The sequence below is a fragment of the Bifidobacterium sp. ESL0728 genome (assembly GCF_029392015.1).
GTDB lineage: Bacteria > Actinomycetota > Actinomycetes > Actinomycetales > Bifidobacteriaceae > Bifidobacterium.
This window is the reverse complement of record NZ_CP113925.1, coordinates 1,346,763-1,362,625: the sequence shown is the minus strand read 5'-3', so window position 1 is coordinate 1,362,625 and position 15,863 is coordinate 1,346,763. Positions and strand designations below refer to the sequence as shown.

Sequence of the window (15,863 nt, the reverse complement as noted above, 5' to 3'; positions counted from 1 at the left end):
AGCCGGCAGACGCCGTTTTACGCGTTGTGCAACGCTATGCGCGTAGTACGGCGAAAAGTTCCACCTCAAGGGTTATTGTTGAATTTTGGGTTAACAGCAGGAATCCGGTATTTTCGTTTGTGCTTTTTCTTGTAAAGGCAAACGTTCCGGTGGCCAGGACGCGCGGCGCGCAAGCCGGCGTCTCCTGCGAAGACCGTACAGCGGATGGCGCGAAAGGCGGGTGGCAGACATGTTGAGAATGTTCAATACGATCAACGGACAGGTCGAACAGATAAACAAGCTGGAAAACGGCTCCTGGATCTGTTTGTCGAACCCCACCGACGTCGAGCTTGCCACCGTTTCCTCACAGACAGGTGTGGATCTGGCCGATCTGCGTGCCCCGTTGGATGACGAGGAACGTTCGCGCGTCGACTCCGAAGATGATTACACCATGATCATCGTCGACATTCCCACCGTCGAGCAGCGAGACGGGCGCGACCACTACGAGACCATTCCTCTGGCGATTATCGTCGCGGCGCACACGATCATCACCGTCTGCATGCAGGACACGCCGGTGTTGCATCCTTTCATGGAAGGCACCATCCGCGGGTTCAACACGTATATGAAGACGCGTTTTGTATTGCAGATTCTTTATCGCAACGCCACCATGTACCTGCGTTACCTGCGCATCATCGACCGCAGTTCCGATAATTTGGAGCTCAAACTTCAGCACTCGATGCAGAACCGCGAAATCCTGCAATTGCTGGAACTTTCCAAAACCTTGGTCTATTTCACCACCAGCCTCAAATCCAACGAAATCGTGATGGAGAAACTGCGCGTAACAGAGAAACTCAACTCGTTGACCCACATCAAGCAGTACCCTGAGGACGAGGACCTGCTCGACGACGTCATCACCGAAAACAAACAGGCAATCGAGATGGCGAACATCTACAGCGGCGTTCTTGCGAACATGACCGACGCCTCCGCCTCGATTGTTTCCAACAACCTCAACAACGTGATGAGGATCTTCACCATCATCTCCATCATCATCTCGATCCCGACCCTGATTTTCTCGATGTATGGCATGAACTTCCAGGACGGCATGTTCGGCATGCCGTTCACCAACTCGCACTGGGGCTTCTTCATCGTTGTGGGCATCTCCATTGTCCTCACTGCGCTCGTGGCCTGGTGGCTGACCCGTTCCAAGCTCTTCAAGTAGGTTTAAGTAGGTTTTGAATGCGGTTGACCAGGCTGAAGACGAAAAAGATGAATCTATCGTCAGGTAAAGGAAACGTTCGCAGATACCTCAAATCGGCGCTTGCGCTGGTCTGCGGCACCGGGCTGCTGTTCTCGGCTGCGGCGTGCGGGCCTACCCAGACCCCGCCTTCCGCCAACGTTCCCGAAGGCCCGACCATCGCGATTGCCGTGGCGAACGACGAACCCGGTCTCAGCCTCGATCACGAAGGAAAATACTCCGGTTTCGATATCGAGGTGGCCCATTACGTGGCCCAGAAACTCGGATACGCGCACAAGCAGATCGTTTTCAAACCGGTGAACGTTTCCTCCGCTGTGAACATGTTGGAAGAATCCAAAGCCGATATGGTCGTTTCGGCGTTGCCTGCCGTCACAGCGTCCAACACCGGTCGGCGATTCGGAACGTCCAAGCCGTATCTCACCAATCCGTTGGGACTGATGGTGCCGACACGGTTGCAGCATGATTTCACCGATACGTCGTCATTGAAGGATCGGAACGTCTGTACTGTGAAAGGAACGGCCGACGGTGGTGAGCTTGCCGCCGCGATTCCGGCCGTGAAAATCCAGGAACGCGACACCTATCCGCAGTGCCTCACCGCGTTGCTTGTAGGTGAAGCGAACGCCGTCGCGGCCGATACGGCCATTCTGCACGGGCTTGCTTCCAGCGTTGTCGAACACGATGTCACCGTTTTGGGGGATAAGGATTCTGCTTCGGCTTCGGCTTCAAAGCTGAGCAATGCAATTGCGAAGATTTCCCCGGTTCGTCATGCTGTGATGATTCGTCCGTCCAACGGCGAGCTCACCAACAAGATCAACACCATCCTCGCTGATATGGTCAAGGACGGCACGTGGCAGAAGGCCGCAAAAGCCATGCACAAGGACATCGGCTATACTCCCGATTCGTCGTTGAACCATCAAGTCGAATAGCGACGTGTGTTACGTTTGCTTCAATCAGTGAGAAAAGCGTTTTTTCGGAACGGTTTTCATGCTTTTCTCACTGGTTCGGCTTTTAAATGAGGTGAAAAGCACCTTTTCGGGCATGCTTTCATGCTTTTTTACTGGTTTGGTCTTTTACTAAGGTGAAAAGCACTATTTTGATGACGATATGACCAACTTGCGGAAAGCGACTTGCCCGTGTCCAGTTGAGCCACGATAATTCCTTATTATGAGCGACAATGATCAAGGCGCGGATTCGAGCGCCAATATTACTAGTGTTCCGGCATACCGTTACAACGCCAAGATGGCGCAGGGTATCGAGGAAAAATGGCAGAAAACCTGGGATGAGAAGGGTACTTTCTGGGCCGCGAACGTCAAGGGCGACCTGACCGACGGCAAGGGCAAGCACGCCGACGGCCGCACCCCGTACTTCGCAATGGACATGTTCCCGTACCCTTCCGGCAAGGGGCTGCATGTCGGCCATCCGCTGGGTTATCTGGCCACTGACGTTGTGAGCCGTTACCACCGTATGAAGGGTGAGAACGTGCTGCATGCCATGGGCTATGACGCCTTCGGTCTTCCCGCCGAGCAGTACGCCGTGCAGACCGGCCAGCACCCGCGCGTCACGACCGAAGCCAACATCGCCAACATGCGCCGTCAGCTGCACCGCATGGGCCTGAGCTTCGACAACCGCCGTACCTTCGCCACCATCGACCCCGGCTACATGCGTTGGACGCAATGGATCTTCTCGCGTATTTACGACGCCTGGTACGACCCCGATTTCGTACGTCCCGACGGCGGCAAAGGCTCCGCACGTCATATCAATACGCTTATCGACCAGTTCAAGAGCGGCAAACGCGCGATTCCCGGCTTTGAAGATACAGGCAAATCGTGGGATCAACTCACTGAAGCTGAACAGGCCGACGTACTCAACGACTTCCGTCTCGCCTATATCTCCAAGTCCCCGGTCAACTGGTGCCCGGGCCTCGGCACGGTGCTCGCCAACGAGGAGGTCACCGCCGAAGGCAAGTCCGAGCGCGGCAACTTCCCGGTCTTCCAGCGTGAGCTGCGCCAGTGGTCCATGCGCATCACCGCCTATGGCCACCGCCTGATCGAAGACCTCGACATCATCGATTGGCCGCAGAAGGTCAAGCTGATGCAGCGCAACTGGATCGGCGAATCCCACGGCGCTTCCGTGCACTTCAAGGTCGAAACCCCTAACGGCGAGCGGGATATGGAAGTCTACACGACCCGTCCCGATACACTGTTCGGCACCACGTTCGCCGTGGTCTCGCCCGAGCACGATCTGCTGGCCGATGCTCCCGCCGCTTGGCCGGAGAATACGCCCGAAAGCTGGAAGGGTGGCTATGCCACGCCTGCCGAGGGTATCAAGGCCTATCGGCTCGCGGCCGAATCCAAGACCGCGCAGGACCGCGTCGATGAGGGCGGCGAGAAAACGGGCCTCTTCACCGGCCTCTATGCCACCAACCCCATCACCGGCGACAAGCTACCGCTCTTCACCGCAGACTATGTGTTGATGGACTACGGTACCGGCGCCATCATGGCCGTGCCTGGCGGTGATCAGCGCGATTACGACTTCGCCATGAAGTTCGGTCTGCCCGTCATCTACACCGTCAAGCCTTTGCCCAAGTCAGGCGAGGATTTGAGTGACTACGAAGGCAAGGCACCATTCGTCTCGCACGATGGTATTGTCATCAACTCTTCGACCGAACATACGCAAGCCAAGAGCGACGCGCTGGATCTGAACGGCCTGCGCGTCAACGACGCCATCGAAAAGGTCACCAAGTGGCTCGAATCCGCTGGTGCGGGCGAGGGCACCGTCAGCTACCGTCTACGCGACTGGCTCTTCTCCCGCCAGCGCTACTGGGGCGAACCCTTCCCGATCGTCTACGGCGAGGACGGCGTGCCGCACCTGCTGCCGGACTCCATGCTGCCGATCAACCTGCCCGACGTGCCGGACTACAGCCCGAAGACCTTCGACCCAGAGGACGCCGAAAGCAACCCCGAGGCGCCGCTGAGCCGTAATCCCGACTGGGTGAAGGTCACGCTCGATTTGGGCGACGGCCCCAAGACCTATTACCGCGACACCAACACCATGCCCAACTGGGCCGGTTCCTGCTGGTATTACATGCGTTATATCGATCCGAGCGACACCAAGCACATGGTCGATCCGGAGGAATACGAATACTGGATGGGCCCGAACCACAACAAGGAATCGGGCAAGACCGGCGGCGTCGACCTCTACGTCGGTGGTGTCGAACACGCGGTGCTGCACCTGCTCTACTCGCGTTTCTGGCACAAGATCCTCTTCGACTTGGGCTACGTCGATACTCCGGAACCGTTCTACAAGCTCTTTAACCAGGGCATGATCCAAGCCTATGCCTACACCGATGACCGCGGCCAGTACGTGCCTGCCGCCGAAGTTGAGGAGGGTCCGGCAGACAAGTCCGGCGAACCGACCTTCACGTGGCATGGCCAGCACGCCAACCGCGAGTTCGGCAAGATGGGCAAGAGCCTCAAGAACATCATCACCCCCGACGACATGTACGCGCGCTACGGCGCCGACACGTTCCGTCTTTATGAGATGAGCATGGGCCCGCTCGACGAGTCCCGCCCGTGGAACGACCGCAACGTCGTGGGCGGCATGCGCTTCCTGCAGCGCCTCTGGCGCAACGTCGTCGACGAGAATACCGGCGAGGTCACCGTTTCCGACGCCGAGCCCGACGCCAAGACGCTGAAGCTTCTGAACAACACCATCGCAGCGGTCACCGAGGAAATGGAGCATATGCGCCCCAACACCTCCATCGCCAAGCTCATCGTGCTGAACAACCACCTTACCGGTCTCAAGGCCGTGCCGCGCGCAGCCGTCGAACCGCTGATCCTCATGCTTTCGCCGATTGCTCCGCATATCTGTGAGGAACTCTGGTGCAAGCTCGGTCATGCCGATTCTCTGGCTCATGAGCCGTGGCCGAAGGCCGACGAACGTTACGTTGGCGAGGACACCGTCACCGCCGTCGTGCAGATCAAGGGCAAGGTTCGCGCCAAGCTCGAGGTCAGCCCTTCGATTGACCCCGACGAGCTCAAAGACATGGCGTTGAAGTCCGTCGCCGACCGCTTGGGCGGCAAGGAGCCTCGCAAGGTCATCGTCAAGGCCCCGAAGATCGTCTCCATCGTTCCGGCGGAGTGAAAATAGCCAAATATCCGTCATAGGCGATTTGAGTTGAAATCGAATGGCCGTTTGACGGTGTGAACGAATAAAGGGCATCGGATTATATTCCGGTGTCCTTTTGCTTATTTGATACATTTCTGAATAGATAACCTTTACCGATATATAGAGACGTCGAAGTATAGGAATCGGAACATGAAAAGGCTTTGGATGGCTTATGCGCTCAGCTGCAGCGGAATTTAGCCCTTGTATGTCCCAGCCCTCAACCGAGCGCTGTGGATGAATGTGGACGATTCGGCGCTTGAGGGCGCGACACGCCTCAAATGTGGATAACCCCTATCATTCGACCACAGTAGTCGTTTTGGCTCGACTTTTGTGCTCGGTTCAGTCATGCTTGAAGGTATGCGCATTCATTTTGATCACGGAACACACGACGAGAGCCAGGCTTTGACGACCAGGCTATATTCCTCAGCCGTGCCACAGACTGAATCGCCTGAAATTAAATTGCGTGGGAACGGCGAAAGTCTTGACGAAGACCTCCTGCGTGTCGGCCTCCCGCCGTTGCCGCCCATCGAACGTTGGCTGGTCGAGCCAGAAGATAAATTGGAAAATACGCTCCAAAAACCCTCTGAAAACGTCGGCCACACTTTGCAAATCGACGATTTCGATTCTGTCATAGAAAGCACTTCAGAAGAGGATTCCAAAGAAGATTCGGGTGCCAAACCGGCTTCCAGACAACGAACCATCCCGAGATTGGTGTTCAAACCCGCACAAGCGGTTGTGGTGATTCTGTTGCTGGCGGTGGCGTTGTGCGCGAGTCTGACGATGCTGGTGACGCAGGCGATCAATTACAACAAGCAGCAAGCCGAAGCCTCATCGCTCAGTTCGGAGGTGGTGGGTGGTTCGAAAGTGAAAGGTTTCGGAAAGGCGCAAGGAAATCCTTCGAAAAAAGGCGGTGCTGACGCTTCCGCTTCGGCATCTGCTTCAGGTGCAGGGCAAAATAGCGATACGAGTGGTGCATTGACATCGGCAAACCCCTCTGCACAATCCGGAGTTACCGGGGCGTCAACAGGTGTTTCAGGCAGTAACAGCAATCTCATCAACCTCAATAACGCCGACAGCACGCAGCTTCAGCAAATCAAGGGTGTCGGGCCGGTGATGGCACAGAAAATCATCGAATATCGCGCGTCAATCGGTCGTTTTACCAGCGTCGACCAGCTGCTCAATGTTTCGGGAATCGGGCAGAAGACGCTGGAGAAGATACGCGGGCAGGTGACGGTCTGATGGAAAGTGCTGATATCTATCAAGACGGAGACTCTTGTGGCAAGCAAGGCGACGAGCAAGGCAGCCACGACTGGCGGATGCTGCCGGTGGCGCTGTGCGTGTGGGCTGCCGCCCTTGGTTCGCACACCGTGTTTGCGCTGTTTACCGGGCAGCAGGGCAGCGCATCCGCAGGTGGTCATGATGCAGTTGGATCCTACAGCGCTTCTTCACCGATTGCTTTGTTGGGCGGGGTTATGGGCCGATTGCGAGGTTCGTTGAATGATGAGGGCATCTTTTCGATAATCGTATTACTTTTACTGTTGGCCGGTATGGTCGTCCTGCTGGTCCTATCTCGTCGATGGTTCGATCGCAGTGAGGCGCTTTCGGGGGATTCGGCGCCTCGATATCCTGCGATCAAGTCCGAGCCTTGTGAATCCACGAAAAACAACAGCCGTCGCAAATCCGTCAATGGAATTGCGGTCGAGGTTCCGAAGGTATCGGCAGCGGCTTGGCACTCTGTAGCGTGCGGGAGAAACACCGAAGACGAAACACATTCACGTAGAAACGGAATCTCAATGATTCTGTGTCAATCACGTGGAAACAGAACGATATGGGTGGTTGTTCTCGTGTGTTCGGCCCTGGCCGCGTTCATCGCTTCGATGGGTGCTGATGCCATGGCGTATCGTGACCCGGCCATGGCGCTTGCGCGAGACGGTGAAAGCACGGTTGAGGCGACGGTGCGTCTTGACTCGCCGGTAACCGCCGCGAGTTCATGGCAGGCCGATTGCCAGGCTAATGCGCACCTGGTCGGCATCGTTCACGACGGTATATCGCAGGCCAGCAGATCGCATATCATCCTATATGCCAACAAGCCGATTTGCGTACGACTTTCGGATGGGCAGACCATAGCAGCAGCTGGCACTTTGCAGGTCGCCCGCTATGGCATGCGGCCGATTTGGCTGACGATTGACGACAACACAGAAACCCGTGTGGTCGAACGAGCGCCGCCCGCAAAACGGCTGGTGGATTCCATGCAACGTTCATTTTTCTCGGTGACCGAAGGGCTTTCCGACCAAGGACGGGTGCTGGTTCCGGGGCTGACTATAGGGCTTTTGGGGCAGGATTTCATGGGTGCGAGCACAAGCAGGCGTGAGCCTGTCAATGCGACGTTCGCCATGCTGCTTGAAATGCATTTCAAGGATTCCGGCATCATGCATCTGATGGCGGTCTCCGGCGGGCATTTCGCGCTTATCGGCAGTCTGATTCGATCCGGGTGCGCCCGTTTCCTGTTGCCTCGCCAGGTTGTAGCGATACTGACGGTGATGGCTTACGCAGCGCTCGCGAGCGCCATGTACCCCTCGGACTCGGTGATGCGGGCATTGATTATGGGCGTCTTCGCCGCTTCGGCCATGTTTGCTGGCCGCAGGCCGCAGGCGATCAGTGCGTTGAGCTGGACGACGATTCTCGTGCTGCTAATCAACCCAGCGATGTCGAGAAGTTATGGATTCGCGCTCTCCTGCGCTTCGGTGCTGGGCATTGTGCTGTGTGCAAAGCCCATAGCACAACGGCTTTCGGCAATAATCCCGAAATTTCTTGCCGAGGGCATGTCTGTGACGATTGCGGCTCAGCTGTTCACCTTGCCGATACAGGTGCTGATGACCCCGACATTGCCGTTGCTTTCGGTCCCGGCAAATCTGGTGGTGGCGCCGTTTGTCGATTTCTCGACGCTCACCGGCTTGGCGGGTCTGATACTCTCGCCATCAGCGCCGCATCTCGCCTTTGCCTTTGTGTGGCTGTCAAGTTGTGGAACGTCGGTGATGCAGTGGTGTGCGGATACCATCGGCGGCTCGCAAACCGCTACGATCCCATGGGCCGGCGGCATGGTTGGGGCCTTGACGGTAGTGGTTTGCGAAGTCGGTATAGCAATGCTTTTCAAAGCGTTGTCCGGAATACTGAAAAGGCGTGATACCGAAGGCTCTTTGATGGGCAGCGATAGCGGCCTTATGGATCTAAGAAGCAAAGGAACGATATGGCTCAAGGAAACCGAACAAATGTTCGAACGTCTTTGGAAGGCCGGCTAACGCAGGTGACACGGCGTATGTCCACTTCTGAGAGCACATTGAATATCATGGATACAGGTGGCAGGGGATCTGCACACGTTATGGATATTGTCGGCGAAACCGCGAATCGAGGAATGTGATGGCTGGAAAACGAAGCAAACCGCAGACCCGATTCGTGCTGGTCATCGGCGGCGACGAATTCCTCAACGAGCAACAGGTCCGCGATTGCCGGGATGAAGCTGCGAGGAACGATCCGGAAGCGGAGATCATCGAACTCGATGCGAGTGAAACAAGCCAATACGACTTCGATGAAGCCGTGAGCCCGTCCCTGCTGAGCCCCAGCTCAATTGTCATCATTCGGCATATCCAGAACGCCGACGACGCACTGGTCGATACCATGGTCAGTTACTGCGCTTTGACAGCAAAGAACTCTCCCGACGCGTCCGCAACGGTCATCGCCCAGCACGATGGCGGTCAGAAAGGCAAGAGGATCATCGACCGGCTTGTCAAAGCGGGAGCCGAGAAAAAGGCCATTCCCGATCTCAAGCGTGCCGATGCCAAGCTGAACTTCGTCATCCAGTGCTTCGAACGACGCAACCGGCGGGTCGACCCTGCTGCCGCGCAGCAGTTGGTGGCTGTCTTGGGGGAGAAGACCGGGGAACTCGCAGCCATGTGCGAGCAGCTCTGCTTCGATTTCGACGACGATCCAATCGGCCTCGATCTCGTCAACCAATACCTGACAGGCAACGCCGAGGTCACCGGATTTGCGGTGGCCGATGCGGCGCTCGCAGGAAACGACGCGAAAGCCATCATCGATATGCGAGCCGCCGTTGCCCAGGGCACAGATCCAATAGCACTGGTAGGCGCACTCGCTATGAAACTTCGAACACTGGCCAAAGCTTCAGCAGTGCGCTCCGGCAGTATTTCCCAGGCCGAGGCGAAGACCAATCCTTGGGTGCTGCGAAACGCCACAAGACAACTGAGCGGATGGACATCCGACGGTCTTTCCAGATGTATCCAGATGCTGGCCTGGGCCGACGAGCAGAACAAGACCAATGGGGGAGACCCGATGTATGCGCTGGAACGCTCCATCGAATTGATCAGTCGTAAAGGACGAATGTCAGTATGAAAGATGAATCATCATATTCGGTTAATGTGCCAACTGGTGAGGATATGCAAAACCTCGGCAGGAAAGTGGCCGTTCGCGTACATGGCGGTGATGTGTTGTTGCTCTCCGGGCCGTTGGGAGCGGGTAAGACCACGTTCGCGCAGGGTTTTGGAGCCGGGCTTCATATAACCGAACCTATTGTTTCCCCAACATTCACCATCGCCCGCGAACTTGACGGCAGATTCTCCGACGGCACCCCGGCGCATCTGGTGCATGTCGATGCATACCGGCTTGGCGGCAACGATTTCGCTCCCGGTCAGGACACGGTCGACAGGCTCCTTGACGAGCTGGAATCGCTGGGACTTGATGAGGAACTTGAAGATCCCGGCGAGCACACCGTGATTCTGATGGAATGGGGCGAGCAGATGGCCTCCGCGTTCGCACCGGTTCGTCTTGAGGTGCACATTGACCGCCCGATCGACGAGGCCACGATTTCCGCAGAAATCAACAACCCCGATGCCGAACTGACGGGTGACGGCATGCGTACGGTAACGTTCGTCCCCGTTGGCGAGCGTTGGAAGGATTTTGGCCGGCGGTTGGACTCTGGAAGATAAACCAAACCGGCAGATTCGTCCGGCGGATTTGGTCGAGTAAATATCGATGTTCTGCAAATTGCCAATGAAACGTGCTGAGTTTTGTCGGTTATGTCGGCGATGTACAGTAACAACGGCATGAATCTTGGTCTGGCGATTGGAACATTGCCGACTGGGTAGCGTGGAATAGTAGGAGAAAAACAAAAATGACGAACACGTTGGTCATCGATACCTCATTCGGTTCGACGGTCGGTGTCTTGGGCCATGAGCCCATCGTGGAGACCGATTCACGTACCCACGTCGAAAAGCTGCAGGTCAATATCGGCAAGGCTGTAGGTCAGGCCGGGCTTACTCCGCAGGATCTCGATCGCATCGTTGTCGGTGTTGGTCCAGCGCCGTTTACGGGCCTTCGTGCCGGCGTCGTGGCAGCCAAAGCCATCGCCTACGCAACCGGCGCACAGCTGCTCGGTCAGGACATCCTTGAGCCGCAGGCATGGATGATGAAGCTGAATCGTCAAGGTGATTCGCGACCTGAAGCTTGTAATTTTCTTAATGCGATAGAAAAAGCTTCAGACGAACAAAACACCCGTCACCTCACCTTGGCCGTCAATGACGCCCGTCGACGCCAGCTTTATTTCGCGCTTTACTGCGATGAAAATACCTGCACGGGAGAATACGCTGGAAATCAAGGATCTGCGACCGCAAAACCTCAGTCTTTCGTTTCCACGTTAGTCAACATGGATATCGATTATCCTCAGCATATCGTCGAACGAATCAACCAGGCTGTTCAGGAACTTGCTAAAACAGCCGCTTCTCAGGGTCAATACCGTATCGATATCGTCGGTCACGGCGTTTCGAAATATTCCGAAGTTTGGCAGAATTTCGGCGATATGCTGGGTTGCGTTATCGACAATTCTGTATTGGACACCGGGGCAACAGGTCTGCAGATTTTTGCGGACTGCGCCAAGGCCAGTAACGGTATCGATCTTAGTAATCCAAGTGATAGCGGCAACGAGCTTGGCAACGACAGCGAAGGCGCGGTAAAGCCGGTCGAACCGTTATATCTGCGCCGTCCCGACGTTTCCGTACCCAACCCGCTAAAGCATGTTTTGAATCATGCCGGGGCCACGAAGGCCTGAGTACCCGATGATCGTAGAATTCGGTGAGCTTGACCAGCAGTGGGCATTGGAGGCTGCTTGCAAGCTTGAGACAGAGCTTTTCGGTGCGCAGGCTTGGGATTTGCAGACACTGCGTCACGAGGCGGCCGACACTTCCAGAATCTATCTGGCGGATGTTGTCGATGTTAATGATGTCGGCGACGATGCTGAGAGCAGTGATGTCATCGATACTACAGATTCAGCCGATGCTACTGAAGGTAATGTGCGGCTTGTCCAAAAGTCAATAAAACCGACTCAACCGGTTATGGACGATGAAATTATGCGCGGATACGTGGGCATGTGGCATGCTGATGGTGAAGCCGAAATCCTCACCATCGGTGTCGCCAAACGCTTCCAGAGAAAAGGCATTGCCAAGAACCTTCTCGACAGGCTGATTCAATACGCACGTCTTTACGATGTCCGTCGTATCAAGCTGGAAGTCCGCGTCGACAATGAGCCGGCAAAACGTCTCTATCGAAGCCGTGGATTCACGGATATCGGTCTCTTACGACATTACTATCAGCCCGGAGGCGTTGACGCCACGCAAATGGTGTTGGACCTTGAAACGCATATCATGGGATTTGGCAGCGAGAAACAGAACATGGAGCACAATCAATGAGCGAACTTACAGTACTTGGCATCGAATCCACCTGCGATGAGACCGCGGCGGCCATTGTGCGTGGACGTACGCTGGTTTCCAACGTCGTGGCTTCCTCGATGGAGGAACATGCGCGTTACGGTGGGGTCATTCCGGAGATTGCTTCGCGCGCCCACGCGGAGGCCTTCGTGCCCGTCGTCAGCAAGGCGTTGACGGATGCGAATATGGAACTCTCCGATGTGGACGCCATCGCGGTTTCGGCAGGCCCGGGTCTCGCCGGATGTTTGGCGGTCGGCGTTTCCGGAGCCAAAGCGCTGGCATGGGCTGCTAACAAGCCGATTTATGGCATCAACCACGTCATCGGCCATATCGCCGTCACTCAGTTGCAGTTCGGTCCATTCCCGAAAGATACATTGGCATTGATCGTTTCCGGCGGTCACACGTCATTGCTGCACGTCGAGGACGTGGCACGTCACGTCGATGTGGTCGGCACGACGCTTGATGACGCCGCAGGGGAGTGCTTTGACAAGGTCGCCCGTCTGCTAGGGTTCCCCTACCCTGGTGGCCCTCATATCGACAGACACGGTCAACTGGGTGATCCGCACGCCATCAAGGTGCCGCAGGGCCTCACCAGGGGCAAGGCGGGCAAGGATCATCCTTACGATTTCAGCTTCTCCGGTGTCAAGACTGCCGTGGCTCGCTGGGTTGAAGCCCAGCAGGCGGCGGGCAAGGAGATTCCGGTTGATGATGTCTGTGCCTCGTTGGCGGATTCCGTGGCCACGGTACTTTCCAACAAAGCCATGCACGGTTGCGAGGAATACGATTCCAAGACGTTGATCGTCGGCGGCGGTTTCTCTGCGAATTCTCAACTGCGCGCCAAACTGCTCGAGGTCGGCAAGGAGCATGGCGTCGAGGTTCGCATCCCGCAAATCAAGCTCTGCACCGACAACGGCGCGATGGTCGCCATGCTCGGCGTCAATTTGGTCGAGGCCGGCGTCAAGCCTTCCTCACCTGATTTCCCCATCGACTCTGCAATGCCCATGAACGTCATCAGCGTGTGAGTTTGTTGCCGCAATCGTGACACCCCGCAAAATCCAAGCGACACGCCATTGGGGTTGCGTGATGGTGATTCTTGTATAGAATATATTTCTTGTGCGGTGCTTCGAGTTCCGTACGGGACATTCCCGCATAGCTCAGTTGGCAGAGCGTCTGACTGTTAATCAGAATGTCGCTGGTTCAAGCCCAGCTGCGGGAGCGGAATGAAATTCCTGGGATCTTAAAGGTTCTGGGAATTTTTCGTTTTTGATTACGTTCCATCAACTTTACGCGTGCGCACCAAGTGCGCACCAAACTGTACCGAAAACATTCAGGCAGGCCCAGACGCTTGGCGGCGTGTCAACCGCATTAAAGCATCTATGCCCTTTGTTAATGTACTGCCTTGTGACCGTAGCTCGACTGGCCACGGAATGATAAGAAACGAAAAAGAGGTTGATGTTGGGACGCACCGGGAATAGCCCAAAACCCGCTGAAATCAACGCGTCTTCTTCCAATCCTGCTGAATCCTCGCATCGTGTACAATCGCCTCTTACTTCCATCTCTTCCCATGCCTCTGATTCTTCCGGTACTTCCGAGCTTTCTGGTCCTTCGGAATCCTCCCAGTCCACCAATCCTTCCCGTCCTTCTGTCTTTTCCCGGAACGACGCCATCGACGGTCTGCGTGCTTTGGCGATTATCGGGGTGGTCGCTTACCACGTCCGCCCCTCGCTGCTCAGCGGCGGGTTTCTCGGCGTCACCATTTTCTTCGTCATCTCCGGTTTCCTGATTACCGGCAGCGTGGAACGACGGATGGCCAGCCCGCAAGGGTTCCATTACGCAAGTTATCTTTGGCGCAAAATCAAGCGTCTGACTTTCCCGTTGCTCTCGCTGATCGCATTGGTCGTACCGACCGCCTATTTGCTGTCTCCGGGAATGCTGCCGAAGCTGCACCTTGATGCGCTGCCGAGTGCGCTGTACGCCAGCAACTGGGTCTACATCTTCCGTAAGGTCTCGTATTTCACCGCGGCCGGGCTCCCGTCACCACTCACACACTTGTGGTTTCTTGCCGTCACCATGCAGTTCTATCTGGTCTGGGTTTCCGTGCTGTGGCTGATGCACCGGCTTAACCTGAAATTGCGAACCAGGTTCCTTGCCACCTTCCTACTTGCCGCTATTTCCACCGCTCTAATGGTGATTCTTTACGTGCCGGGAGCGGATGTGTCCCGTGTCTATTACGGACTTGACACGCGTTTTTCGGAACTGATGATCGGCGCTTTGCTCTCGTTCATGGTCGAACGGGCGGAAATCAAACACGGCGAAAAGGAAGAAAAAGAAAAAACGGCGAATACCGGAAGTTGGTCCAGTCCGGTGAATCTGTTGTTTGCCGGTGCCGGATTTTGTCTTTTGGCCGCTCTGATCGTTCTGTATTGCGTTTCCGGCGGCAATGACACTATGCTTTACCGTGGTGGCCTGCAAGCTGTTGCCATTATCGTTGCCCTGCTCTTGGCCATCGTTCTGATTCCCGGGAATCTCTGTAGTTCTGTGTTGGGCTCAAGAGTATTGCGCTATATCGGGTCGCGTTCCTTCTCGATTTATCTGGTTCATTACCCGTTGCTCGAATTCATGAACCCGGCGATTCGTACCCAGCCACTGCGTTGGTGGGAATGGATCGTCCAGTTCCTCATACTTTGGGCGGTATGTGAAGGTTTCTACCAGGTGGCCGAGGCGTTGCGCAAGGTTGTGCCTCCTGAAGGGAAAGCTCCGTTCCGGGAAATGCGTCTGGTCACCAAAATCCTGGCTTTCTGCGGTGTGGTGGCGGTGCTGGTGTGCACGGCTCTTCCCGTCGATTTCAATCAGATTGCCGCTCGGCGTTCGGCTTCCCTGCGCCGCGAATACCTTTCGGTCGAACATAGCCTTGGCATAGCCACTCCGATCAGGCGCGACCTGTTGACGTTGCGCCGGTCGGCGGTACCCAAGCCGTCGGTTAATCTGCCCCCTCGTCTGGTGCCGGTAGCCGCCAAAGTCCCGAAGAACCTTGACACCAAAGGTTGGACGTATGATGCCGCAACCGGCTCATGCAGCGCGAATCCTCTGATCATCAGCGATTCAGTGGAAATGGGCGCGCACGATTTCGTCCAGCAGCACATTCCGGCCAGCGTTCAGGACAATATGGTCGGGCGCCATTTTGCAACGGGCTCTGACCTCTATCAGCAGCATCAGGCCCAAGGCGAGGCTGGAAGCGTTGTCGTCATGGCGTTGGGAACCAATGACCGCATCGCCGACGAACAGCAGGTTGAGGATCTGATAGCGGCCGTGGGCGATGAGCCGTTGTATCTCACCACGGTCCGTTCGCCGGATTCCTGGCAGGATTCGAACAATCAGATTCTTCGTTCGGTGGTCGCCAAACACAAGAATGTCGGTCTGCTGGATTGGTATTCCGTCAGCAACATGCATCCTGAATATTTCTATGACGATGGCACCCATTTGACTCCCGGCGAGAACGGCGGACGTGCGGCTTACGGTATCATGCTGCGCCAAGGGTTGTGCGGGCAATGATCCATAGCAGCAATGGCTTATTGAACAGGCATCAATAGCTATCCTGCGAACGATGGTTATTATTCGATTTGAAACATATCAGCTCGTATTTCTAAAAGTCGCTGGAAATTAGTCGATATCACAAACGTTCGCGAAGC

The 15,863-nt window shown here is 55.9% G+C and carries 11 protein-coding genes and 1 tRNA gene; all 12 read left to right on the top strand.

What is annotated here, in order from left to right:
- Positions 1–229: 229 nt before the first annotated feature.
- The 12 genes from OZX67_RS05370 (at position 230) to OZX67_RS05315 (ending at position 15,726) form a co-directional block, all read left to right on the top strand.
- Complete coding sequence (locus OZX67_RS05370) at positions 230–1,198, top strand: magnesium transporter CorA family protein (protein WP_277141570.1); 969 nt, start codon at positions 230–232, stop codon at positions 1,196–1,198.
- A 17-nt stretch (positions 1,199–1,215) separates the two neighbouring features.
- The gene (locus OZX67_RS05365) at positions 1,216–2,160 is read left to right on the top strand and encodes a transporter substrate-binding domain-containing protein (protein WP_277141568.1); all 945 of its coding nucleotides are present in this window, start codon (positions 1,216–1,218) and stop codon (positions 2,158–2,160) included.
- A gap of 238 nt (positions 2,161–2,398) precedes the next feature.
- Positions 2,399–5,377, top strand: a complete 2,979-nt coding sequence (leuS, locus tag OZX67_RS05360) for a leucine--tRNA ligase (RefSeq protein ID WP_277141566.1) — start codon at positions 2,399–2,401, stop codon at positions 5,375–5,377.
- Positions 5,378–5,746: 369 nt separating this feature from the next.
- A complete protein-coding gene (locus OZX67_RS05355; RefSeq protein WP_277141565.1) occupies positions 5,747–6,640 on the top strand; it encodes a helix-hairpin-helix domain-containing protein in 894 nt (297 codons plus the stop codon).
- Positions 6,640–8,700 (top strand): ComEC/Rec2 family competence protein, encoded by a 2,061-nt coding sequence (locus OZX67_RS05350; protein WP_277141563.1) that lies wholly within the window; start codon positions 6,640–6,642, stop codon positions 8,698–8,700. Before OZX67_RS05355 ends, OZX67_RS05350 begins: the two co-directional genes overlap by 1 nt.
- 118 nt (positions 8,701–8,818) lie before the next feature.
- The gene (gene holA, locus OZX67_RS05345) at positions 8,819–9,808 is read left to right on the top strand and encodes a DNA polymerase III subunit delta (protein ID WP_277141561.1); all 990 of its coding nucleotides are present in this window, start codon (positions 8,819–8,821) and stop codon (positions 9,806–9,808) included.
- Positions 9,805–10,401 carry a tRNA (adenosine(37)-N6)-threonylcarbamoyltransferase complex ATPase subunit type 1 TsaE gene (gene tsaE, locus OZX67_RS05340; protein WP_277141558.1) on the top strand — a complete coding sequence of 199 codons (597 nt, stop codon included), beginning with the start codon at positions 9,805–9,807 and terminating at the stop codon, positions 10,399–10,401. Before holA ends, tsaE begins: the two co-directional genes overlap by 4 nt.
- 185 nt (positions 10,402–10,586) lie before the next feature.
- Positions 10,587–11,519, top strand: a complete 933-nt coding sequence (gene tsaB, locus OZX67_RS05335; RefSeq protein ID WP_277141556.1) for a tRNA (adenosine(37)-N6)-threonylcarbamoyltransferase complex dimerization subunit type 1 TsaB — start codon at positions 10,587–10,589, stop codon at positions 11,517–11,519.
- Positions 11,497–12,156, top strand: coding sequence for a ribosomal protein S18-alanine N-acetyltransferase (gene rimI, locus OZX67_RS05330; protein ID WP_277141554.1), 660 nt, complete (start codon positions 11,497–11,499; stop codon positions 12,154–12,156). Before tsaB ends, rimI begins: the two co-directional genes overlap by 23 nt.
- Positions 12,153–13,196, top strand: coding sequence for a tRNA (adenosine(37)-N6)-threonylcarbamoyltransferase complex transferase subunit TsaD (tsaD, locus tag OZX67_RS05325; protein ID WP_277141552.1), 1,044 nt, complete (start codon positions 12,153–12,155; stop codon positions 13,194–13,196). Before rimI ends, tsaD begins: the two co-directional genes overlap by 4 nt.
- A gap of 121 nt (positions 13,197–13,317) precedes the next feature.
- Positions 13,318–13,390: transfer RNA gene (locus OZX67_RS05320), tRNA-Asn, on the top strand.
- Between the two features lie 236 nt (positions 13,391–13,626).
- Positions 13,627–15,726 carry an acyltransferase family protein gene (locus OZX67_RS05315; protein ID WP_277141550.1) on the top strand — a complete coding sequence of 700 codons (2,100 nt, stop codon included), beginning with the start codon at positions 13,627–13,629 and terminating at the stop codon, positions 15,724–15,726.
- Positions 15,727–15,863 lie beyond the last annotated feature (137 nt).

Coding starts and splice junctions, on each gene's coding strand:
- OZX67_RS05370 (WP_277141570.1), top strand. CDS start 230: ATGTTGAGAATGTTCAATACGATCAACGGACAGGTCGAACAGATAAAC.
- OZX67_RS05365 (WP_277141568.1), top strand. CDS start 1,216: ATGCGGTTGACCAGGCTGAAGACGAAAAAGATGAATCTATCGTCAGGT.
- leuS (WP_277141566.1), top strand. CDS start 2,399: ATGAGCGACAATGATCAAGGCGCGGATTCGAGCGCCAATATTACTAGT.
- OZX67_RS05355 (WP_277141565.1), top strand. CDS start 5,747: ATGCTTGAAGGTATGCGCATTCATTTTGATCACGGAACACACGACGAG.
- OZX67_RS05350 (WP_277141563.1), top strand. CDS start 6,640: ATGGAAAGTGCTGATATCTATCAAGACGGAGACTCTTGTGGCAAGCAA.
- holA (WP_277141561.1), top strand. CDS start 8,819: ATGGCTGGAAAACGAAGCAAACCGCAGACCCGATTCGTGCTGGTCATC.
- tsaE (WP_277141558.1), top strand. CDS start 9,805: ATGAAAGATGAATCATCATATTCGGTTAATGTGCCAACTGGTGAGGAT.
- tsaB (WP_277141556.1), top strand. CDS start 10,587: ATGACGAACACGTTGGTCATCGATACCTCATTCGGTTCGACGGTCGGT.
- rimI (WP_277141554.1), top strand. CDS start 11,497: ATGCCGGGGCCACGAAGGCCTGAGTACCCGATGATCGTAGAATTCGGT.
- tsaD (WP_277141552.1), top strand. CDS start 12,153: ATGAGCGAACTTACAGTACTTGGCATCGAATCCACCTGCGATGAGACC.
- OZX67_RS05315 (WP_277141550.1), top strand. CDS start 13,627: ATGTTGGGACGCACCGGGAATAGCCCAAAACCCGCTGAAATCAACGCG.